Here is a 21285-nt window from a genome sequence, read left to right as displayed (position 1 = left end):
TGACCGGCCCCGGACCTCCACCGGCCCCGGACCTTGACCGGCCCCGGACCAACTCCCGCCCGTCGGTTGCCCGCAGAGCGGCGCGGAGCGTCACGGCGTGCGGTAGAGCGCGGTGAGCAGTTCGATCACCGCCTGGGCGGCGGGATGCGGGTCGTCCCGCCACCAGGCGAGCCGTACGGCCACCGGTTCGGCGTCGCGCACCGGGCGGTAGACGACGCCGGGCCTGCGGTACTGACTGGCCGTGGCCTCCGCGCTCATCCCGATCCGGCGGCCGGTGGAGATCGCCGTGAGCCAGTCGTCCACGTCGTACGTCTCCTCCGTCGCCGGCCGGGAGTCGGGCGGCCACAGCTCCGGCGTGGTGGTGCCGGTGCGCCGGTCGATGAGCAGCGTGTGCCCGCTGAGGTCGGCGAGCCGAACCGAGCGGCGCCGGGCCAGCGGCTCGTCGGCCGCCATGGCGCACAGCCGCCGCTCGAGCCCCACGATCGCCGAGTCGAAGCGCCGGTCCTCCAGAGGCCTGCGCAGCACCGCCAGGTCGCACGAGCCCTCGGCGAGGCCGGCGGTCGGCGAGTTCACCCGGACCATCTGGAGTTCCGTACCGGGGTGCGCGGCGGCCCACTGCCGCTGGAACGCGGGCGTGTGCCGGCCGAGGGCCGACCAGGCGTAGCCGATCCGCAGCGCACCCTCACCCGACGTCGTCACCCGGAGCAGCTCCTCCGCCTCGGCGAGCACCCGGCGGGCCTGCGCCACCACCCGGGCCCCGGTCGCCGTCGGCGTCACCGACCGCGAGGTGCGCCGCAACAGCCGTACGCCCAAGGTCTGTTCGAGAGAGGCGAGGGTGCGGGACACGGCGGCCTGGGAGACGCCCAGCGTGAGCGCGGCATCCGTGAAGCCGCCCTCGTCGACGATCGCGACCAGACAGCGCAGCTGGCGCAGTTCCATGTGCATACGCCTAGCGTATAGATCGGATCCGGCCATGCATTTTGCGCAAGCATGTGCGGCGAGGACGATCGGGCCATGCCCGCAGCCTCGTCCCCTGCCTCCTCGTCCTCGCCGTCCTCCCGGCCGTCCTCGCAGCCGTTCGCGCCCGCGGCCGTGTCCGGGTCCTCGGACCCGGGTCCCGCCTCGTCGACCGCCGCCGGACCCGCGCCCCGTACCTCCGCGGGCGGCGTGGCCGCCATGCTCGGCAGCGGTCTGTCCAACCAGATCGGCGCCGCCACCGGCTCCCTCGCCTTCCCCGTCCTCGGCCCGGTCGGCGTCGTCGCCGTCCGCCAGTACGTCGCCGCGCTCGTCCTGACAGCCGTTGACCGGCCGCGGCTGCGCACGTTCACCCGCCACCAGTGGTGGCCGGTGATCCTGCTCGCGGTCGTCTTCGGCACCATGAACCTGTCCCTCTACACGGCCATCGACCGGGTCGGCCTCGGCCTCGCCGTGACCCTGGAGTTCCTCGGCCCGCTCGCCATCGCGCTCGCCGCCACCCGCCGGCGCGTCGACGCCGCCTGCGCCGTACTCGCCGCGGCGGGCGTGATCACCCTCATGCGACCGCAGCCCTCCACCGACTACGTCGGCATGGGCTTCGGCCTGCTCGGCGCCGCCTGCTGGGCCGCGTACATCCTGCTCAACCGCACCGTCGGCAGCCGGATACCCGGAGCGCAGGGCAGCGCCGCCGCGGCCGGGCTGTCCGCGCTGATGTTCCTGCCCATCGGCGTCCTCGTCGTGCTGCGCCATCCCCCGACGGCCGCGGCGCTCGGCTGCGCGGTGGCCGCCGGTGTGCTGTCCTCGGCCGTCCCGTACCTCGTGGACCTCTTCACCCTGCGCCACGTGCCGCCCGCGGCCTTCGGCCTGTTCATGAGCGTCAATCCCGTGCTCGCGGCCCTGGTCGGCTGGATCGGCCTCGGGCAGCGCCTCGGCTGGGCCGACGCCGCCGCGATCGCCGCCGTCGTCACGGCCAACGCCGTCAGCATCCTCACCTCACGCCGCTAGGGCCTGTTCTCGAACGTCAGGCCGAAGGGCTCAGCGGGCTCCGAACATCAAGGTGAAGGTCGCAGCGGGGTTGCCGAAACGGTCGGTGTAGCGACCGACGCCCGGGCCGGCGTCCTGGAACCGAGGGTCGAGGATGGCTCTGCGGTGCCCGTTGTCGGCGTAGTCGTTCTGGGGGTCGTGGTTCATCCACCAGTAGACGGCGGCCTTGGGGGTGCCCCAGGTCCATCCCGCAGGCACGACCTCGGAGCCGTCACTCCGCCCTCCGCCGTACTGGGTGTTCTCGCTCATCGCGCGGTACGCGCCGTAGTCCGACTTGGCGATGCGGTCCTCCGGCCAGGCGTACCCCGCCCGGGAGTCCCAGTGACCGCACCCGAACCAGTTCGGGTTGGACGGGCAGCCACGATCCGGGGCCGTCGCCCAGTTCTCGGAGTGCGCCCGCGCCGCGGAAGCGAGGCTCCCGTTGAAGCAGAGCGGCGCCAGACCACGCTGCGAGCGCTCCACGTTCACCAGGTACAGCGTCGCGTGCTCGGCGTTGACGACGTCGGCCTCGGTCCGCGGAACCCGGTCGACATAGCCGGCGTAGGCCTCTTCCGCCTTCAGGCAGTCCCCGGGCCCGGACGTGTCGCCGTTGGCCCAGGATGCGGCGATGTCGCTTTTCCCGTCGCCGTTGAAGTCTGCGGCGGTCCACTTGGTGGTGTCCATCCAGCCGCCTGCGTTTGTGGCCCAGTGGGTGCGCTTGAATCCGGTTCCGGTTGAGAGGCTTACGGTGATGGTGTTGGAGCCGCCGTTGTTCCATACGGTGGCGAGGTCGGCTTTTTTGTCGCCGTTGAAGTCTCCGGCGACCCATGGGGTTCCGTCGATCCATCCGCCGTCGCGGTCGCTCCATTGTGTCCAGCCGGGGAATCGGGAGCCGTCGGACAGGTACACCGCCGTGGACAGGTTGGCGTCCGAACTGGCGGCCGGCGTACGGTCTGCGAGGGCCAGGGCTGGGACCACCGTCAACAGCACGAGCAGGACCGTGCCCCGTGTTCGAAGCTGCAGCATAAGCTCACCTACCGCGGTAATACGCGACCTGGGCCATCTGGCGGTCATCAAGAAATGGCCGATGTGCTCGCGGAGCTGACGCATCTGATAGATGAAGCGCTGGAACGGAACACCAGTGGGTTGAGTGGGCGCTCGCCCGGCGCCGGCCACTCACCGTCCGTCTCCAAGTAAAAGGCAGACCGGTCCACCACGCCACAGCAGCGACAAGGGAGCGGCCACCCCAACCGCCTAGGGCTTGTCGGGCGCGTCAGGATCGGACGGGCCCGGACCGCCCTCCCGGCCGTCCGGGCCCTCCTCCGCGAGGGCCCGCTCCGTCTCGCGGGCCGCCCGCAGCGCCGAGTGCACCGACCACACCACCGACACCAGTGGCACCGCCACCACCGCGCCCACGAATCCCGCCGCGATGGAGCCCGCGACGACCGAGATCGCCACCACCAGCGGATGCAGCCGAACGGCCCAGCTCATCACCAGCGGATGCAGCACATGCCCCTCGATCTGGCCGATCACCACGATCAGCGCGATCACGATCGCCGCCACCAGCGGCCCTTCGGCGGCCAGGGCCACCACGGCGGCGACCGCGAGCGCGATCGGCGAGCCGATCAGCGGGATGAACGCCGCGGCGAACTCGAGCAGCGCGAGCGGCACCGCCAGCGGCACCCCGAGCAGCCACAGCGCGAGCCCCACCAGGACCGCGTTGGTCGCCGCCACCAGGACGATCCCGTGGGTGTAGCCGGTGAACGTGCGCCAGGCCGCGCGCCCGCCGACCTCCACCCGGCCCCGTACGGACCTCGGCAACTGGTCCCGGAACCAGGCCCACTGGCGGTCTCCCGAGTGGATGAAGAGGACCGCCGAGAACAACGCGAGCGCCAGCGTCGCCAGCACCGCCACCAGATGGTGCGCACCGCTCACCGCGTCGCTGACCAGCGTCGAACGGTGGCTGGAGAGGAACTGCCCGATCCGCGACTGAAGGTCCGACAGCGCCTCCGGATTCAGCCGGAACGGCGGGCGCTCCAGCCAGTGCTCGATCCGCTCGATGCCGTCCCGGAACTCCCGCACCAGCGTCGTCCGCTCGTTCGCCACCGCCTCGCCGACCAGCGCGAGCACGCCGAGGACCAGCGCGATGCTGCCGAGCACGGTCAGGGCCACCGCCAGGGCGCGCGGCAGCCCGCGGGCGGCGACGTCCGCGACCGGCCGCAGCAGGGCGGTGACGACCAGACCGAGGAAGAGCGCCACGCCGATCTCGTGGAACCGCCCGAGCACCGCGAACAGCGCGTAGACGAGCGTGCCGACGACGAGCAGCCGCCACGCGTAGGCGGCGGCCGTACGGAGGAAAGGGGCGACCGCGGGGGGCGAGCCTGGCTGCATGGCCATCGACGTACCACCCGCGCGCCGAGGCGCAAAGCCCGCGCCCGCACATTCCCCCGACCGGGTAACCGTCGTCCCGCCGACGGGCAGGTCGGAACCCCGGCCGGGGTCAGGTCACACCAGGTCGGTGGGATCGGTGTTGGCGCCGCACAGGACCACGCAGACCTTCTCGCCCGGGCTCGGGCGGTAGCCACCGCCCGTGAGCCCCGCCAGGGCGGTGGCCGCGGCGTGCTCGACCACGAGCCGGTGATCCGCCCACAGCGCCCGGCGCACCCGCACGATCTCCGCGTCCGGGACCAGAAGCGTCCGGACGTCGTCCTGGCGGGCCGCGTGCAGCGCGGCGGCGGAGACGCGCCGGGCGCCGAGCGAGTCGGCCGCCACCGAATCCACCGTCACGTCGGCCGGAGCGCCGGCCGCCAGGGCGGCGTCCAGGGCGCGGCAGTTCTCCGGCTCGACCGCCACCGTACGGACGCCGTGCTCGCGCGCGGCCGTGGCGACACCGGCGAAGAGACCACCGCCGCCGACCGAGACCACCACGGTGTCCAGGCCGGGGATCCGCCGGTGGATCTCCTCCAGGAGCGTGCCGGCGCCCGCGGCGATGAGCGGATGGTCGTACGCGTGCGAGGCGAGCGCCCCGCTCTCCGCCGCGAACGCCTCGCAGGCCGCGAGCGCCTCGGCGTACTCGGAGCCGACGAGCCGCACGTCGGCGCCGTAACCGCGCAGCCGGTCGACCTTCACCTTCGGGGCGGTCTCCGGCAGGAACACGGTGGCCCGCACGCCCTGCTGCCCCGCCGCCCACGCACACGCGAGCCCCGCGTTGCCGCCGGAAGCGATGGTCACTCCGGCCGCGGGCAGCGTGCCGGCCTCCCGGTGTGCCTGGAGGAAGTTCCGGGCCCCGCGCGCCTTGAAGGAACCGGTGTGCTGCAGGAACTCCAGGGCGAAGAACAGCTCGTGGCCGGGGGCCGCGGGCCCGTCGGGGCCTCCGGGAGCCTCCGTGCCTGCGGCGCCCAGGACGCCTCGCGGGTGTACGGGCTCCGCGGGGGCGATCGCGACCGGGCGGACGTGGTCGGCGACGCGCTCCACCGCCGCCTTCACGTCGCCGTACGAGAGGGTCTGCACGGTGCTGCTCCTGGAGGGTGGTTGCGTCCGGGTGCGGTGGTACCGCCGTACCACCGATGATCGCACCCCCCCCCGCGCGCCCGAGACCAGGACCGCCCGCGCGCTTGCCGCTCCCTACCGCCGACCCCGCCCCCGCCCCCGACCCCGATGCCGATGCCGATGCAGATACCGATGCCGACCCCGATGCCGACCCCGACGAGCCCGTCTGCCACCCCGTCCCCGACGCCCTCCACGCGCGGGTGGCGGAGCCCGAACTGGGCCTCATACGAGGGAGTCTGAGCGCGAACGCCCTAGCGGCGGCCGTCCGCCGGCGCGTCGACCGAGCTCAGGGCCTCGCGCAGGGCCGCGAGTTCACCCGCGTCGAGCTCGCGGACGAAGGCGAGGAGAGCGGCCGGCCGGTCCTCGCTGGCGTCGAGACCGTCCGCCATCAGCGCCGCCGCGTAGGCCTCGCGCGTGGCCGCGGCCCGGTAGACCCAGATCCGGCCCTCCCTGGCGCGGGTCAGGTAGCCCTTGTGGAAGAGGATCGTGGTCACGGTCGTCACCGTCGTGTACGCGACCTCCCGCAGGAGGTTGATGTCGTCGACGATCTCGCGCACCGTGGCGGGCCGGCTCCACCTCCAGAAGCGGTCCATGATCTCCGCCTCGAGCTCCCCCAGCCGACGCATGGGCACGTGTCCTCTCCGCTCCGCGCACCTCTCGCCGGTCATAGTAGACGCGCAGACGCCCAGCTCACGGGCCCCGACGGCGGACGGGACCGGCCCGCGCGGATGGCGCGATCGCGCCACCGCGTGTTCACGCAGCCGGCAACCTCTGGTCCGCACCCGGGGCCCGCGCCACGATGGGTCCCGCGACGCGCACCCCCGCGGCACGGGGAGCACCGCGTCGAACGGCACGGACCGGGCGGCGCCCTGGAGGAGTCGCCACGACGGAAAACCTCCCCCGCTTCCGTCGTGGCCGTGGCCCCGCCCGGTCCTGCCGTCCGGCACGGTGGCCGTCGCGCACACCGGGCCGCGCGCAACCGTGCCCCCCGGGGCCCGTGGGCGGTCAGCCTGCGGCGGCGTATCGTTCGAGCACCTGCGGCAGATAGTCGGCGCAGGGGAACGGGGCGGGAGCCGGGCCGCCGGGCGCGGCGAAGCCGATCGCGTCGAGCTCGGGCCCGACGCCACGGGCGGACTCCGCCGCGGCGAGTGCCGCGTGCCGGTGGCGCACGAGGTCGGCCGGGGCGGACGGCGCGAGGAAGTGGAACCCGAGACTGCCGAAGGGCGTGCCCCGGGTCAGCGCCCACAGCCGCAACTCCGCCTCCGGCGACGTGACGCCGACCTCCTCGGCCAGCTCGCGGACGGCGTGCCCGCGGAGTGCGGCCAGGCCCAAGGGGCAGCCGGCCGGTGGCGGTTCCGCCGCGCCGCCCGGCAGGCTCCAGCGCCCGGGGGCGGCGGTGGTGCGGGAGCCGCGTCCGAGCACCAGGCCCTCGTCGGTGGGCAGCAGCACCGTCACGTAGACGGAACCCGGGACGTCCCCGGGCGGGCGGATCTCCCGCAGCGCCCGGTGCCGGTAGGTCGTCCTGGCCCACCGCACCGTCGCCCGGCCGGGCCCGGCCAGGTCGAGGCCCAGGGCGGCGACCAGAGGTCCGTCGAAGGTCGCCGGGTTGCGGCCCCGGGTTTCGGCCCAGCGGCGGTCGACCTCGCGCCGTTCGCCGTCGGAGAGCGGGGGCGGCGGGCACTCGACGAAGTCCAGGGCGAGCCGCTCGGTGTCGACGAACACCACGGGCGGGGCCACCGGGTGCTCTGCCGGACGGCTCACGAACCGGACCTCACGCCTGAAGGGCCGTCGGCGGGGGCCGACGCGGTCCACGCCGTCATCAGGCCTTCCAGCCAGGCGGGCGGGAGTTCGGCGGCGTCCCACTCCTCACGCAGCGCGTCGGGCGTCGTCGTGAGCCGCTCCAGGACGGCGATGCTGGTGGGGGAGTGGAGCAGCGAGTAGCGGCCGTGGATGGCGATGGGACTGCCCGGGCCGTACTCCGCGTACATCCGCTCCACCGACTCGTGCCGGGCGGCGGCGAACCGCGTGAGCCGGTCCGCGTACCCGGCCCGCTGCCGGGCCGTCATCGTCCTGAGCACGGCCGTGAGAACCTGCTCGGAGACCTCGGGGTCGAGGTCGGAGACCGTGGAGAAGGAGAGGTAGAGCGGCAGGACGACCACCTTCGCCCGCTCCAGCTCCATCCGTCCGACCGGCGGCAGCGGCGCCCGCCCGGCCCCGCCCTCGTCCTCGGCGGTGGCGCCGACGGCCTGACGCAGGATCCGCTCGGCGCGGGCCCCGAGCCCGCCCGTGACGGTCCGGACACCCTCCGCCCAGCCCGAGGCGTAGGGCCCGCCCTTCTCGCCGGGCGCGTCACGGGCGAGGACGTCGAGCTCCTCGCGGGCCAGCGCGAGGGCCCCGGCCTCGACGATCCCGATCAGCTCCTCCGCGTCACCGGAGTAGACACCGGCGCGGGCGAGGAGCTGGACCAGCGTCGTCTTCGCGTTCCGGACGTCGGCCTCGGCCGGCCCGAGCCGGCCTTCCTCGGTGGCGTTCATGGGTCCTCCTCGTCGAACTGGCCGCGCCGCCGTGAGCCTACGTGCCCGGGCCACCGCCCCGCTGCCGGCCACACGGAACGAACGCCGCACCACCACTCCTCGGGGCAGGCGGAACGTGTGTGGGGCGGCGGGACGGCGGGAGGAAGCGGACGGGGACGCCGGGGGAGCAGAGGACGCTCACCGGCGGTCCCGGGGTACGGGGCGGACCCGCCGCCGCGATGAGGGTCCCGTCGCAGGAGAGCAGCCGGGTCCGGTGCGGCGCCCAGCGCGGGACCCCACGCTCGGCGGACCGGAGTGGCGGGGTCGTGCCGGGTTGGCCAGACTCGGGAGCACCGCAGCCGCCCGGGGCCCGGTGCTCGGCGCGGTCTACCGCGAGGACGTACGACGAGGGCCGGCGCAGTCCGGACGGAAGGACGGTCCGGGGTGACGCGTACGGGACGGGTGTGGTCGGTCGTCGTGCTGCTGGCGCTGTTCACCGCGGCGCAGCTGGTCTCGCCGGGCGGGCTCGCCGACGGTGACGCCAAGCCGGCCCCGCGGCCCACCGCGAACGGGGTGTACACCGGCTCCCTGGCCGACGGGATCGCCCGCATGGCGGGCTTCGAGAAGTGGTGGGGGCGCGGATCGCTGACCGCGGGCCGCACGTACCTGCCCGGTGACGACTGGGAGAGCATCGAGGGGCCGCCGGAGTTCCTGCGGCCGTGGGGGGCCTGGCGCGGCGCCCGCGCCGGCCGGGTGGTCGTCCTCAACGTGCCCATGCTCGACCGCAGCGAGGCCCACCTGTCCGACGCCGAGGTCGCAGAGCTCCTGGGGTCCGGCGCGAGCGGCGCCTACGACCGCCACTTCCGGGTCCTGGCGCAGCGCCTGGTCGGTCTCGGTCTCGCCGACAGCATCCTCGTCCTCGGCTGGGAGATGAACGGCGTCACCTTCACCCACCGCTGCCACCCGGATCCGGACAGCTGGCGGGCCTACTGGCGCCGCATCGTGAGCACCATGCGGGCGGTCGACGGCCAGCGCTTCCGCTTCGACTTCGCGCCGAACCGCGGCCGGGACGCCGTGCCGTGGACGAGCTGCTACCCGGGTGACGCGTACGTGGACGTGATCGGCATGGACTCCTACGACCAGCCGCACCTCTCGGCCTTCCGGGAGCACGTGGACGAGCCGTACGGGCTGCACGCGCAGGTGAGCTTCGCGAAGCTGCACCGCAAGCCCATCTCCTACCCGGAGTGGGGGCTCTTCCGCAACGGCGACAATCCGGCGTACATGAGCGGCATGCTCGCCTGGTTCCGCGCGCACCCGCCGCTCTACCAGTCGCTGTCGGACTACTGTCCCCACGGGGTGTGGGCGTGCGCGGAGAACGACCGGAGCGCCCGCGTCTACCGGGGACGCTGACCGCGCCGTGGTCCCACCGCCGCCGTCACGGCGCTGACCACCGGAAACGTGGTGAACGGCAGCTCGAACACCTGGTAGATTGATCTCCGTCGCCGCGGCCGGAAAGCACGCGGCCGACGACACCTTGTCCGGGTGGCGGAATGGCAGACGCGCTAGCTTGAGGTGCTAGTGCCCTTTATCGGGCGTGGGGGTTCAAGTCCCCCCTCGGACACCAGTGGGACGTTCCAGCGAGATCGTCCCGATTCGTTCACGAAATACCGGTCGAGTCATATGACTCGCCCGGTATTTCGTCTTTCCCGGCTCTCCGACCGGAGCGTTATGGAGGCCGTGTCACGGGTACGGCCGCCGGGGTCGCCCCGCGCGTCCGCGACAAGCTCATTCCCGGGGACGCACCGCGATTACTTTCGGCCCTCCCGGCTCCGCATTTCGCTTACCCGGGCCGGGCTTCGCCCGTGCCACGCTTGACGCGATTCCGAACCCCGGCCGGAAATGCCCGGTGTTGCGGAAGAAAGCTGCGGTGTTCGAACGGCTGACCGGCGCCGCGTCGGCGGCGCCCGGCATGGGAGGGACAACCCGATGAGCCTGGTGGACGTGTACACGGAGTGGGATCCGCTGGAGGAGATCGTCGTCGGCACCATCGCAGGCGCACGGGTGCCCGTCACCGACCGGAGTCTGCTCGCCGCGGAATACGGCGACATCGACAACCCGGAGGAGATCGTCCCCGGCCCGTATCCCGCGCACGTGGTCGAGCAGACCGAGGCCGAGCTCGAAGAGCTCGTCGACATCCTCACCGGCCTCGGCGTGAAGGTGCGGCGGCCCGGCGGGCGCGACCACAAGGCCGTCGTGTCCACGCCGGACTGGAGCACGGACGGGTTCCACGACTACTGCCCCCGCGACGGCTTCCTCGCGGTCGGCAAGACCCTCATCGAGTCGCCGATGGTGCTGCGGTCCCGGTGGCTCGAAGGCTTCGCCTACAAGGACCTGTTCGTCGAGTACCTGGAGAGCGGCGCGCGGTGGATCTCCGCCCCCAAGCCGCAGCTGACCGACGACATGTACGAGCCGAACGCGGCGCCCGGCGAGCGGCTGAAGAACCTGGAGCCGGTCTTCGACGCGGCCAACGTGCTCAAGTTCGGCACGGACGTGCTCTACCAGGTCTCGGACAGCGGCAACATGCTCGGCGCGCGCTGGCTGCAGGCGGCGCTCGGTGACGAGTACACCGTGCACGCCTGCCCGGGCATCTACACCTCCACGCACATCGACTCCACGATCGCGCCCCTGCGCCCCGGACTCGTGCTGGTCAACCCGTCCCGGGTCAACGACGCCAACATGCCCGAGTTCCTGCGCGGCTGGGACAAGATCGAGTGCCCGGAGCTGGTGGACCAGGGCTTCGTCGGCCCCCACCCGCGCGGGTCGGTGTGGATCGGCATGAACTTCCTGACGATCGGCCCCGGCAAGGTCATCATCGACAAGCGCCAGGTGGACCTGATCCGGGTGCTCGAGAGCCACGGCGTCGAGTGCATCCCGGCCCAGCTCACCCACGCCCGCTCGCTGGGCGGCGGTTTCCACTGCGTGACCCTCGACGTGCGCCGCACGGGCGAACTCGCCACCTACCGGTAGGACGAGCCGACGGCCGGCCCGCCGCCGATGTCCCCCGCATCGGCGGCGGGCCGGCCGTGCCGCCACCGGAACGTCACGTCCCGAGACCCTTCCGACTCACAAGGGAAACAGCTGACGATGGTGACCAGTCCCCCCGCGGGTACCCCGCGCGTGGCGATCGTCGACGGGCGCTCGACAGGGCGCTACCTGCCGGCCGCGTTCCTCCGGCACGGCATCGAGTGCGTGCACATCCACTCGCCCCACCCCGACGTCCACATGGCGTACGACCCCGAAGGCTTCGTCGACCACGTCCGCCACGACGGTGACGTGGCGGCCACGGCGGCCGCCCTGCGCGAGCACGGGGTCATCGCGGTGATACCCGGCACCGAGTCGGGCGTCGAGCTCGCCGACCGGCTCTCCGCCGAACTCGGCACCCCCGGCAACGGGATGAGCCGGCCGACCGCCCGCCGCAACAAGTACGACATGGTCCAGGCCCTGCGCGAGGCCGGACTCGACCACGCGGCCACCGTCGTCTCCTCCGACGCCGACGAGATCGTCACCTGGGCGGAGACGACCGCGGGCTATCCGGTCGTCGTGAAGCCGGTCTCCAGCTCCAGCACGGACAACGTCGTGGCGTGCTCGACCCCGGAGGAGGTGCGCGCCGCCCACGCACGGATCATCGGCGGCACCGACCGGCACGGCATGGTCAACAAGGTGGTGCTCGCGCAGGAGTTCCTGGACGGCGACGAGTACTACGTCAACACCGTCAGCCGTGGCGGCCGGCACCACACCGTGGAGATCTGGCGCTACCACAAGCGCAAGGTCCCCGGCGGCGACTTCATCTACGACTACGACGAGCCGCTGGCTCCGGACGACCCGGTCGCCCGGCGGCTGGAGTCCTACGCGCACCGCGTGCTCGACGCGCTGGAGATCCGCAACGGGGCCGGCCACACCGAGATCATGCTGACCGCCCGGGGACCGGTGCTCGTCGAGTGCGGCGCCCGCACCGGCGGCGGCCAGATCCCGGAGATCATCACGCGCTGCTTCGGCGTGAACCAGGTGGACCTCCTCGCCCTTTCCGTGGCGGATCCCGACGCGTTCGACCGACTGCCCACCACCGCGTACCGGCTGCTGAAGCACCCGCGTTTCGTGGCCCTCATCAACCCGAGGGAGAACGGCGTCGTGCCGTCCCACGCCCAGCTGGCACCCGTCCGTGAACTGCCGTCCTACGCCCACACCGTGATGGCGCATCCGGAGGGCCATGTGCTTCCCCGCACCGTCGACGTCGCGACCTGGCCGGGCTACGTGTACCTCATCGCCGACGATCCCGCGGAGACGCTCGCCGACTACCAGGAGCTGCGCCGGATCGAGCATGACCACCTCTACGACAACAGACCCCTCTAGGAACCCGCCGCCTGCCGAAGGAGCGTCGAAATGACCACGGACGTGCGCACAACCGAGGACTACATAGCGCTCGCCGAGCGCTGGGGCGCCGACGACTACGTTCCGTTGCCCGTCGTGCTCACCCATGGAGAAGGCGCCTGGGTGACCGATCTGGACGGCCGGCGCCATCTCGACTTCCTCGCCGGGTACTCCGCGCTCAACTTCGGTCACCGGCACCCCGACATCATCGCCGCGGCCAAGGCCCAGCTCGACCGTCTGACGCTGACCAGCCGGATGTTCCACCACGACCAGTTCGCGCTGTTCTGCCGCGAACTCGCCGAGCTGACCGGCAACGAGCGGGTCCTGCTCTCCAACTCCGGCGGCGAGGCCGTCGACTCGGCCGTGAAGATCGCCCGGAAGTGGGCCTACCGGGTCAAGGGCGTGCCGGACGGCGCCGCCGAGATCGTCGTCGCCGGCTCGAACTTCCACGGCCGCACCACGACCATCGTCTCCTTCTCCACGGACGCGACCGTCCACGACGGCTTCGGCCCGTACACGCCGGGCTTCAGAGTCGTGCCCTACGGCGACATCGACGCGCTGCGCTCCGCGGTCACCGAGCACACGGCCGCGGTCCTCCTGGAGCCCATCCAGGCCGAGGCCGGCGTCGTCGTCCCGCCGAAGGGCTACTTCACCGAGGTCCGTCAGCTGTGCGACGAGACCCGGACGCTGTTCATCGCCGACGAGGTGCAGTCCGGCCTGGCCCGCACCGGCGCGACCCTGGCCCTCGACCACGAGGGCGTCCGCGCGGACCTGTACACCCTCGGCAAGGCGCTGAGCGGCGGCACGATGCCGGTGTCCGCGGTGGCCGGCCGGGCCGACGTCATCGGCGTGCTCAAGCCCGGCGAGCACGGCTCGACCTTCGGCGGCAACCCGCTGGCCTCCGCCGTCGGCCGCGCGGCGGTGAAGCTGCTCGCGACCGGCGAGTTCCAGGAGCGCTCCCGCGAGCTCGGCACGTACCTGCACGCCCGGCTCGGCGAGCTGGACAGCGTCGCCGAGGTCCGCGGCCGCGGCCTGTGGGCCAACGTCACGATCGCCGAGGGCCACCCGAAGGGGCGTCAGGTCTCCGAGGCACTGCTCGAGCGCGGCCTGCTGTGCAAGGTGGCCGAGGAGAACCTGCGGGTCTCCCCGCCGCTGGTGATCACCCGCGAGGAGCTCGACCGCGGCATCGACGCCATCGCCGAAGTCCTGGGCTGACGAGGAGCCACGTTGTCCGAGAATGTCGGCCCCACCGGCCAGGGTTCCCCGGAGGCCGCCGCCTCCGCACGGCCTCGCGTGCTCGTCGTGGGCGGCAAGGTCAGACAGCTGCGCAAGGCCCGGGAGCTGGGCCTCGACGTGGTGCACGCCCAGTATCCGAACGCGTACGGCAGCGAGCACTGGCCGTACGTCGACCAGGCGCTGCTGCTCGACTACTCCGACGTCGACCGCGTCCTGCCGATGGCCCGGGCGCTGCACGAGGAGTTCCCGTTCCGTACGGCCGTGACGCTGACCGAGTTCGGACTGCTTCCGGCGGCCCGGATCAACGAGGCGCTCGGTCTCGCCGGCGAGTCCGTCGAGACCGTGGAGCTGCTGCTCGACAAGGCCCGGATGCGGCAGCGCCTCGCCGAGAAGGGCATCAGCCCGGTCGCCTCCGCGGTCGGCCGCTCCACTCGGGACGTCCGGGACTTCGTCGCGGCGCACGGGCTGCCGATCATCGTCAAGCCGGTCCGCGAGTCGGGCAGTCTGGCGGTGTTCTGTGTCCGCGAGGAGGCCGAGGTGGACGCCGTCGCCGAGAAGTACCGGTCCCTGAACGACAAGGACTGGGCCCAGGGAGACGTGGCCTTCGCCGACACCTTCCAGGAGTTCCTCATGGAGGAGTACCTGGAGGGCCCGTTGTTCAGCGTGGAGACACTGAGTTTCGACGGCAGGCACGTCGTCGTCGCGACCACCGGCCGTGAGCTCGGCGGCTCCGGCTTCGCGGAGTTCGGCACCACCGGCTTCGCGGAGATCGGCCTTTCGATGCCCGCCCCGCACCCGCCCGAGGCGGTGGCCGAGGCCACCCGGCTGGTGTTCGACTTCCTGGACGCGGTGGGGCTGCGCAACGGCCCCGGCCACACCGAGGTCAAGCTGACCCCGCGCGGCCCGCGGATCCTCGAGTCGCACAACCGCATCGGCGGTTACGCGATCAACGAGATGGCCGAGCACGTCTACGGCGTCGACATGGAGCGTTACGCGCTGGCCGCCGGGTTCGGCCTGCTCGAACCCCTGGAGGGGGCGCCCGAGCCCCGGGGCGCCATGGCCCTCCGGTGCCTTCTCCCGGAGCCCGGACGGGTCGTGGAGGTGAGCGGCATCGAGGCCGTGCGCGCGGACCCGGCGTTCGTGGACCTCCATGTGATGGTGCGGCCGGGCGACGTGGTGAACCCGCTGACCTGGAACGAGGACATCGGCGGTTACGTCGTGGCCCGGGGCGCGGACGCCGAGGAGGCGATCGCCCACAGCAGGCGTCTCGCCGCGGCGGTCCACGTGCGGACCGAGCCGGTGGCCTGAGTACCGGCCAGGGACGATCGCCGTCGGTTCGGGAGTGGCGGCCGGGTACGTTCCGGCCGCCACTTCGCATGTCCGGGTGTCCCCGGGAATAACTGTCAGGAAGCTTTACTAACTCCTCCCGCGACGGCAGCATGTCATGTGCCCATCACATCCACGCAACTCCCCACCGGAGGTGGCGCATGGCACGACGGCGCACGCTCCCGGCCGCCCTCGCGGCGGCCCTGACCGCGCTCGCCCTGACCCTGCTCGGCGCGTTGTCCTCGCCGGCGCCCGCCGAGGCGGCGGCCGGCTGGACCCTGCGATGGGCGCCCGACGCCGCGACCCACGGCCTCGGGGCCTTCGAGACCATCGAGGACGACCGGGCCGACTCCCACCCAGAGGTCCGGCCTCACATCAAGGTCGCCGGGGACGCCTACCGCTTCGACATGCACATGGAGGACCGGGACACCGCGACCGACCGGCAGCGGCAGGAGGTGACGGGCAACCGCACCTCGTCGTCCTCGTACCTGTCCTGGAAGCTCGGCGAGACCTGGCGCGTGACGTACTCCATGTACATCCCGAGCTCGCTGATGGCGACCACGACCTTCACCCACGTCATGCAGACCAAGCAGCCCGGCAGCGGAACCTCCCCGATCACCGTCACCTCGCTGCGCCGCGTGAACGGCACCCAGACCATCGAGCACAAGGTCTTCGACGGCGACGTCCTCGTCGGCCGCACCGACCTCGTGCCGCTGCAGGACAAGTGGATCGACATCGAGTACGAGATCAAGATCGGCGACGGCACGGACGGCGCCGTGCGCTGGGTGGTCAAGAGCGGCGGCACCACCGTCGTCGACGCCACCAAGACGGGCGTCGACACCTTCCTCGCCGACCGGGTGCGCCCCAAGTGGGGCATCTACCGCTCCCTCGGCGACACCTCCGGCTCCCTGCGCGACACCTACCTCCTGCTGCGCGGCCTCCGCGCCTACCAGCTGACCGGATCCGGCCCGGCCCCCGGCCCGGAGACGCTGCTCTCCCAGGGCAGGCCGGCCACCGCCTCCTCCACCGAGGCGACCGGACTCGAGGCCGGCAAGGCCGTCGACGGGCAGACGAACACCCGCTGGGCCTCCGCCGAGGGAGCCGACCCGCAGTGGCTGCGCGTCGACCTCGGCGCGCCCGCCGCCCTCTCGCGCGTCCGCCTCGACTGGGAGGCCGCGTACGCCCGCGCCTACCGCGTGCAGGGCTCGCTCGACGGCACCACCTGGAACGACCTCCACACCACCACGACCGGCGACGGCGGCACCGACGAGACGGCCGTGACCGGCACCGCCCGCTACGTCCGGGTGTACGGCACGCAGCGCGCCACCCCGTACGGCTACTCCCTCTGGGAGTTCAAGGTCTACGGCACACCGGCGGCGGCGACGGCGGCGACGGCGTCCGGGAGCCAGGGGGTGTCTTCCGGATCAGGCCGCGGACCCGGGCAAGATCCGACAGAGACGGCCTAGCGGTCTCCGCGGACGGGACACGGCGGCCGGTGGGCACTGCGACCGGAGTCGTAGGCCACGGCGCGCTCCGGATCGGACGACAGGCTGAGGCGGAGCCCGAACCGGCTGCGTACGGTGGGCACATGCCCATCGATCTCGACGCCTATCTCGCCCGCATCGGCTGGTCCGGCGAGCGCCGGCCCACGCCGGCCGTGCTGAAGTCCGTGCACCGCGCCCACATCACCGGCATCCCGTTCGAGAACCTGGACCCGGTGCTCGGCAGCGCGCCCTCGCTCGCGCTGCCGGGCCTGGAGGCCAAGCTCGTCCACGGGGACCGCGGCGGCTACTGCTACGAGCACAACACCCTGCTCGCCGCGGCGCTCAGGGCGCTCGGCTTCGAGGTCACCCTGCTCACCGCGCGCGTCCTCGTCGGGGCCGGCCCCGACGACGTCCGGCCCCGGACCCACATGCTCATGCTGACCGAGGTGCCCGGCGAGCCCGTGCCGTACGTGACCGACGTCGGCTTCGGCAGCATCGGCGCCCTCCTCGAACCGATCCCGCTCATCGCCGACACGGAGGTCCTCGACACCCCTCGCCGCCACCGGCTGGTCCACGCGCCCCACGACGGGCCGCTGGAGACGTGGACCCTCCAGGCGCACGGCGCGGAGACCGACGGCTGGGACGACCAGTACGCCTTCACCGTCGAGCCCTTCCAGCGGCCCGACTACGAGGTCATCAACTGGTACATCGCGACCAACCCCCGCTCGCCGTTCGCCCGCTCCGTCTACGCCCAGCGCACCACCGACGACACCCATCTGTCCCTCGCGGGGCGGACGTTCACCGAGACCGCGGCCGACGGCACCCGCAAGGAGCGCGAGCTCGCCGACGCGGCCGAGGTGCTGGCCGTCCTGGGCGAGGACTTCGGCATCCGGCTGCCCGAGGACACCCGCCTGCCGGAGTAGCACCCCGCAGCGGCGGCTCCGCGGGCCCGGAACGCCCTGACCGGCGGAAAGTCCCCGCCGCTCTGGTCGAGCCCCGGCCCGCTGCGTACACTCCACCCTCGATGCGGACACGGCGCGGTGATCCGCATCGAGGAGTGGAGGGGCGTGCGTATGGCAGCGGAACCGGTTCCCCGGCGCGAAGTGGTCACGCGCCGCCCCGGGAGCACGCCCGCGCCCACCGCGTACCGGCCCGCGACCGAGCCGCCCCGCGAACTCACACCGGCCGCCCACGCGCACGTACGACGGCTCATCCGGCGCCAGCTCCGGGCCGGCCTCGCCACCGGCGGGGCCCTCGCGCTGCTCGTCGGCACCCTGCCGCTGCTCTTCCGCCACCTGCCCGCGACCGGCCTCGGCCCGGTGCCGGCGACCGTCGTCTGGGTCGTGCTCGGCGTCGCCGTGTACCCGCTGCTCCTGCTCCTCGCCGGCCGGTACGTCCGGCGCGCCGAGCGCAACGAGCGGGACTACACCCGGGCCGTCGAAGGGGCCTGAGCGGTGTCCCGCACGGCGGCGCCCGGGGCCGCCGAGTGAACCAGCCCTACGGCGTGGCGGCCGTGTCCGCCGTCATCGTCGCCACGGTCGCGGTCGGCGCCCTCGGCCTGCGCATCTCCCGCACCACCTCCGACTTCTACGTGGCCTCGCGCAGCGTCCCCGCCCGCCTCAACGCGGCCGCCATCAGCGGCGAGTACCTGTCCGCGGCCTCCTTCCTCGGCATCGCGGGACTCGTGCTCGCCCAGGGCGTCGACATGCTGTGGTTCCCCGTCGGATACACCGCCGGATACCTGGTCCTGCTCGCGTTCGTCGCCGCCCCGCTGCGCCGCTCCGGTGCCTACACGCTGCCCGACTTCGCCGAGGCCCGCCTGGAGTCCCGGGCGGTGCGCCGCGCCGCGGGACTGCTCGTCGTGGTCGTCGGCTGGCTCTACCTGCTGCCGCAGCTCCAGGGCGCCGGTCTCACCCTCGGCACCCTCACCGGACTGCCCGCCTGGTCCGGCGGGATCGTCGTGGCGGTCGTCGTCGCCCTGTCCGTCGCGGCGGGCGGCATGCGCAGCATCACCTTCGTCCAGGCCTTCCAGTACTGGCTGAAACTGACGGCCCTGCTGGTGCCACTGCTGTTCCTGCTGTTCGCCTGGTACGCCGACGGCCGCCCCGCCCCGGCCCTCGACGAACCGCCCGGGTTCCGCCGGCACAGCGCGGTCCGCGTCGACGACGGCGTCACCCTCCGGATCGCCGAGCCGCTGCGGGTCACCGTCACCGGCACCGTCGACGGCCGCCGCCACGACGCCGAACCCGTCGACCTGGCACCCGGCCGCCACCGGGTCGAGGCCGGCACCGTCCTCGGCTTCCCGGCCGGCAGCCCCGTGCCCGAGCGCTCCACCGCCGCGACGGACGGGGGCACGTCCACCGGCTGGGCCGAACCCCGGGGCCGCGCGGGCGAGGAGCATCCGCTCTACGCCACGTACGGACTGATCTTCGCCACCTTCATGGGCGCCATGGGCCTGCCGCACGTCGTGGTCCGCTTCTACACCAACCCCGACGGCCGCGCCGCCCGCCGCACCACCGTCGTCGTCCTCGGTCTGGTCGGCGCCTTCTACCTGCTCGCCCCGCTGTACGGGGCCCTCGGCCGCGTCTACGCGCCGGACCTGCTGCTCACCGGGAACACCGACACGGCCGTGCTGATGCTGCCCGACCGGCTGATCGGCGGCACCTCGGGCGACCTCCTCGGCGCGCTGCTCGCCGCGGGCGCCTGCGCCGCCTTCCTGTCCACCGCCTCCGGCCTCACCATGGCCGTGGCCGGCGTCCTCACCCAGGACTTCCTGCCCACGCCCCGCGGCGTACGGCACTTCCGGCTCGCGGCCGCCCTCGCCGTGGCCGTGCCCGCGGCCGGACACGTCGTGGTCCAGGGCCTGTCCGTCGCCAACGCCGTCGGCCTGGCCTTCGCGGTGGCCGCCTCCTCCTTCTGCCCGCTGCTGCTGCTCGGCATCTGGTGGCGCCGGCTCACCGCCGCGGGCGCCGTCGCCGGCATGGTCACCGGCGGCGGCGCCGCGCTCACCGCCGTCTTCGCCACCGTCCTGGGCGGCCCCGACTCCGGCTGGCCGCGGGCGCTGCTCGCCTGGCCCGCCGTGTGGACCGTACCCCTGGGCTTCCTGACCATGGTCCTGGTCTCGCTGGCCACCCCGAAGGGCGTACCGGCCGGCACCGACGCGATCATGGCGCGCCTGCACCTGCCCGAGGCGCCCGAACCCGTACCGCCCGCCGGATCCTGGAAGTCGCGCCGATGACCCTGCTGTTGCTGCTGCTCTGCTGCGCCGTCGTCGGCGCGGTCTGCTTCGCCGCGGGCGCCGCCTACGTGCGGGGCGCCGGTTACGTCCTCGGCGCCGGGTACGTACGCGGCGCCGGGCGCCGGGGCCGCGCGCGCGGGGCGGCGGGAGGCCCGGACAGCGTGGAACGCGCCACCTTCCAGACGCTGCACACCGCCTCGCTCGCCGCCCCGCCGCTGCGGGCCGGGCTGAGCGCGGACACCGCCCGCAAGGCGGTGCGCAGACTGCGGCCGCTGCTCGGCACCCAGTCCCTGGCGCTCACCGGCCTGGACGGCGTGCTCGCCTGGGAGGGCAGCGGCGAACACCACGGCGAACAGCTCGCCGCGCAGGTCACGAAGGCCGTGCAGGCGGGCCGCACGCGCAGCTTCTCCGTGGACTGCGACCGCGCGGACTGCGCCGTCCGCTTCGGGGTGGTCGCCCCGCTGACCGCGGGCGGTCGCCCCAAGGGCGCCCTCGCGGCCTTCGGCACCCATGACTCGGCCGCCCTCGCCCGGGCCACCGAGGAGGTGGCCCGCTGGGTGTCGGTCCAGCTGGAGCTGGCGGAACTCGACCGGGCGCGCAGCAGCCTCATCGAGGCGGAGATCCGCGCCCTGCGCGCGCAGATCTCCCCGCACTTCATCTACAACTCCCTCGCCGCCATCGCCTCGTTCGTCCGCACCGACCCGGAGCGGGCCCGCGAACTGCTTCTGGAGTTCGCCGACTTCACCCGCTACTCCTTCCGCAGGCACGGCGAGTTCACCACGCTCGCCGAGGAGCTGAACTCGATCGAGCAGTACCTGGAGCTGGTCCGCGCCCGCTTCGGCCGGCGGCTCCAGGTCACCCTCCAGATCGCGCCCGAGGTGCTGCCGGTCGCGCTGCCGTTCCTCTGCCTCCAGCCGCTGGTCGAGAACGCCGTCAAGCACGGCCTCGAGGACTCCGTCGAACGCAGCCTCATCACCATCGTCGCCGTCGACGAGGGCGCGGTGGCGCGGGTCAGCATCGAGGACAACGGCGTCGGCATGGAACCCGAACGGCTGCGCCGCATCCTGCACGGCGAGGGCGGACCCACCACCGGGATCGGCCTGCGCAACGTCGACGAACGGCTGCGCCAGGTCTACGGCGAGAACGAGGGCCTGGTCATCGAGACCGCCGTCGGCGCGGGCATGAAGATCACCCTGCGCATTCCCAAGTACCACGCGGGCGTCCACGCCCACGCCCCGGTCGGACGGGACTAGGCCGTCTCTTCCGGATCAGGGCCGGGTCCGCGGCGTCTGGCACGGCACCTCGCCGCGCTGCCGAAGCGCCCCGACAGCTCCGCTGTCGCGACGCTCCGGCGCCTTGCGATGCACGGCACCAGACGCCGCGGCCTTTCCGGCCCTGATCCGGAAGAAACGGCCCAGGGGCCGTCTCGCCGGCCTGATCGACGAGACGCTCCCAGAGCCGGTCCGGCGGAACAGGGCCCGACGGGTCCGGGCCGGGTCCGGGCCGCGTGCGG

General features: G+C 73.2%; 18 protein-coding genes, 1 tRNA gene and 1 pseudogene. 13 read left to right on the top strand and 7 right to left on the bottom strand.

All coding sequences use genetic code 11. The annotated features are described in order from the left end of the window. Positions 1–90 precede the first annotated feature (90 nt). Positions 91–945, bottom strand: a complete 855-nt coding sequence (locus tag ACFY8W_RS26725) for a LysR substrate-binding domain-containing protein (protein ID WP_391110116.1) — start codon at positions 943–945, stop codon at positions 91–93. A 231-nt stretch (positions 946–1176) separates the two neighbouring features. On the opposite strand from ACFY8W_RS26725, the gene ACFY8W_RS26720 reads away from it, so the two are divergent. Continuing rightward, the gene (locus ACFY8W_RS26720) at positions 1177–1980 is read left to right on the top strand and encodes an EamA family transporter (RefSeq protein ID WP_391111039.1); all 804 of its coding nucleotides are present in this window, start codon (positions 1177–1179) and stop codon (positions 1978–1980) included. Between the two features lie 30 nt (positions 1981–2010). Here the strand turns inward: ACFY8W_RS26720 and ACFY8W_RS26715 are convergent, their stop codons facing one another. The 6 genes from ACFY8W_RS26715 to ACFY8W_RS26690 form a co-directional block, all read right to left on the bottom strand. Then, on the bottom strand, positions 2011–3024 hold the full coding sequence (locus ACFY8W_RS26715; RefSeq protein WP_391110113.1) for a CAP domain-containing protein: 1014 nt from the start codon (positions 3022–3024) through the stop codon (positions 2011–2013). 228 nt (positions 3025–3252) lie between these two features. Continuing rightward, on the bottom strand, positions 3253–4389 hold the full coding sequence (locus tag ACFY8W_RS26710; RefSeq protein WP_391111036.1) for an AI-2E family transporter: 1137 nt from the start codon (positions 4387–4389) through the stop codon (positions 3253–3255). 114 nt (positions 4390–4503) lie between these two features. Further along, on the bottom strand, positions 4504–5508 hold the full coding sequence (locus ACFY8W_RS26705) for a serine/threonine dehydratase (RefSeq protein ID WP_391110110.1): 1005 nt from the start codon (positions 5506–5508) through the stop codon (positions 4504–4506). A 290-nt stretch (positions 5509–5798) separates the two neighbouring features. Then, positions 5799–6173 (bottom strand): BlaI/MecI/CopY family transcriptional regulator, encoded by a 375-nt coding sequence (locus tag ACFY8W_RS26700; RefSeq protein ID WP_391110107.1) that lies wholly within the window; start codon positions 6171–6173, stop codon positions 5799–5801. Between the two features lie 379 nt (positions 6174–6552). Then, positions 6553–7308 carry an NUDIX domain-containing protein gene (locus ACFY8W_RS26695; protein WP_391110105.1) on the bottom strand — a complete coding sequence of 252 codons (756 nt, stop codon included), beginning with the start codon at positions 7306–7308 and terminating at the stop codon, positions 6553–6555. Then, a complete protein-coding gene (locus ACFY8W_RS26690) occupies positions 7305–8081 on the bottom strand; it encodes a hypothetical protein (RefSeq protein WP_391110102.1) in 777 nt (258 codons plus the stop codon). Before ACFY8W_RS26690 ends, ACFY8W_RS26695 begins: the two co-directional genes overlap by 4 nt. Before the next feature lie 423 nt (positions 8082–8504). Here ACFY8W_RS26690 and ACFY8W_RS26685 point away from each other — a divergent pair, with 423 nt between their 5' ends. The 12 genes and pseudogenes from ACFY8W_RS26685 (at position 8505) to ACFY8W_RS26630 (ending at position 21025) form a co-directional block, all read left to right on the top strand. After that, positions 8505–9470 (top strand): glycosyl hydrolase, encoded by a 966-nt coding sequence (locus ACFY8W_RS26685; RefSeq protein ID WP_391110100.1) that lies wholly within the window; start codon positions 8505–8507, stop codon positions 9468–9470. A gap of 126 nt (positions 9471–9596) precedes the next feature. Next, positions 9597–9684 (top strand) — tRNA-Leu (locus ACFY8W_RS26680). Positions 9685–10046: 362 nt separating this feature from the next. Next, positions 10047–11087 carry an inosamine-phosphate amidinotransferase 1 gene (locus ACFY8W_RS26675; protein WP_391110097.1) on the top strand — a complete coding sequence of 347 codons (1041 nt, stop codon included), beginning with the start codon at positions 10047–10049 and terminating at the stop codon, positions 11085–11087. A 117-nt stretch (positions 11088–11204) separates the two neighbouring features. Beyond that, on the top strand, positions 11205–12470 hold the full coding sequence (locus tag ACFY8W_RS26670) for an ATP-grasp domain-containing protein (protein ID WP_391110094.1): 1266 nt from the start codon (positions 11205–11207) through the stop codon (positions 12468–12470). Between the two features lie 30 nt (positions 12471–12500). Continuing rightward, complete coding sequence (gene rocD / locus ACFY8W_RS26665; RefSeq protein ID WP_391110091.1) at positions 12501–13703, top strand: ornithine--oxo-acid transaminase; 1203 nt, start codon at positions 12501–12503, stop codon at positions 13701–13703. A gap of 12 nt (positions 13704–13715) precedes the next feature. Then, the gene (locus ACFY8W_RS26660) at positions 13716–15032 is read left to right on the top strand and encodes an ATP-grasp domain-containing protein (RefSeq protein ID WP_391110088.1); all 1317 of its coding nucleotides are present in this window, start codon (positions 13716–13718) and stop codon (positions 15030–15032) included. A gap of 179 nt (positions 15033–15211) precedes the next feature. Continuing rightward, a pseudogene (locus ACFY8W_RS26655) lies at positions 15212–16006 on the top strand (Tat pathway signal sequence domain protein); the annotation flags it as partial. Then, positions 15980–16516, top strand: coding sequence for a discoidin domain-containing protein (locus tag ACFY8W_RS26650; RefSeq protein ID WP_391111033.1), 537 nt, complete (start codon positions 15980–15982; stop codon positions 16514–16516). The pseudogene ACFY8W_RS26655 and the gene ACFY8W_RS26650, both read left to right, overlap by 27 nt. 122 nt (positions 16517–16638) lie before the next feature. Beyond that, positions 16639–17457: an arylamine N-acetyltransferase gene (locus tag ACFY8W_RS26645; protein ID WP_391110085.1), complete on the top strand. Its 819-nt coding sequence runs from the start codon at positions 16639–16641 to the stop codon at positions 17455–17457. A gap of 150 nt (positions 17458–17607) precedes the next feature. Continuing rightward, entirely contained in the window at positions 17608–17985 is a 378-nt protein-coding gene (locus tag ACFY8W_RS26640; RefSeq protein ID WP_391110082.1) for a hypothetical protein, read from the top strand. Between the two features lie 35 nt (positions 17986–18020). After that, positions 18021–19772 carry a cation acetate symporter gene (locus ACFY8W_RS26635; RefSeq protein ID WP_391110079.1) on the top strand — a complete coding sequence of 584 codons (1752 nt, stop codon included), beginning with the start codon at positions 18021–18023 and terminating at the stop codon, positions 19770–19772. Then, a complete protein-coding gene (locus ACFY8W_RS26630; protein WP_391110076.1) occupies positions 19769–21025 on the top strand; it encodes a histidine kinase in 1257 nt (418 codons plus the stop codon). Before ACFY8W_RS26635 ends, ACFY8W_RS26630 begins: the two co-directional genes overlap by 4 nt. Positions 21026–21285 lie beyond the last annotated feature (260 nt).

Origin of the sequence: Streptomyces sp. NPDC012637 (assembly GCF_042954805.1) — a bacterium.
GTDB lineage: Bacteria > Actinomycetota > Actinomycetes > Streptomycetales > Streptomycetaceae > Streptomyces.
This window is presented reverse-complemented; position numbering and strand designations above follow the sequence as displayed.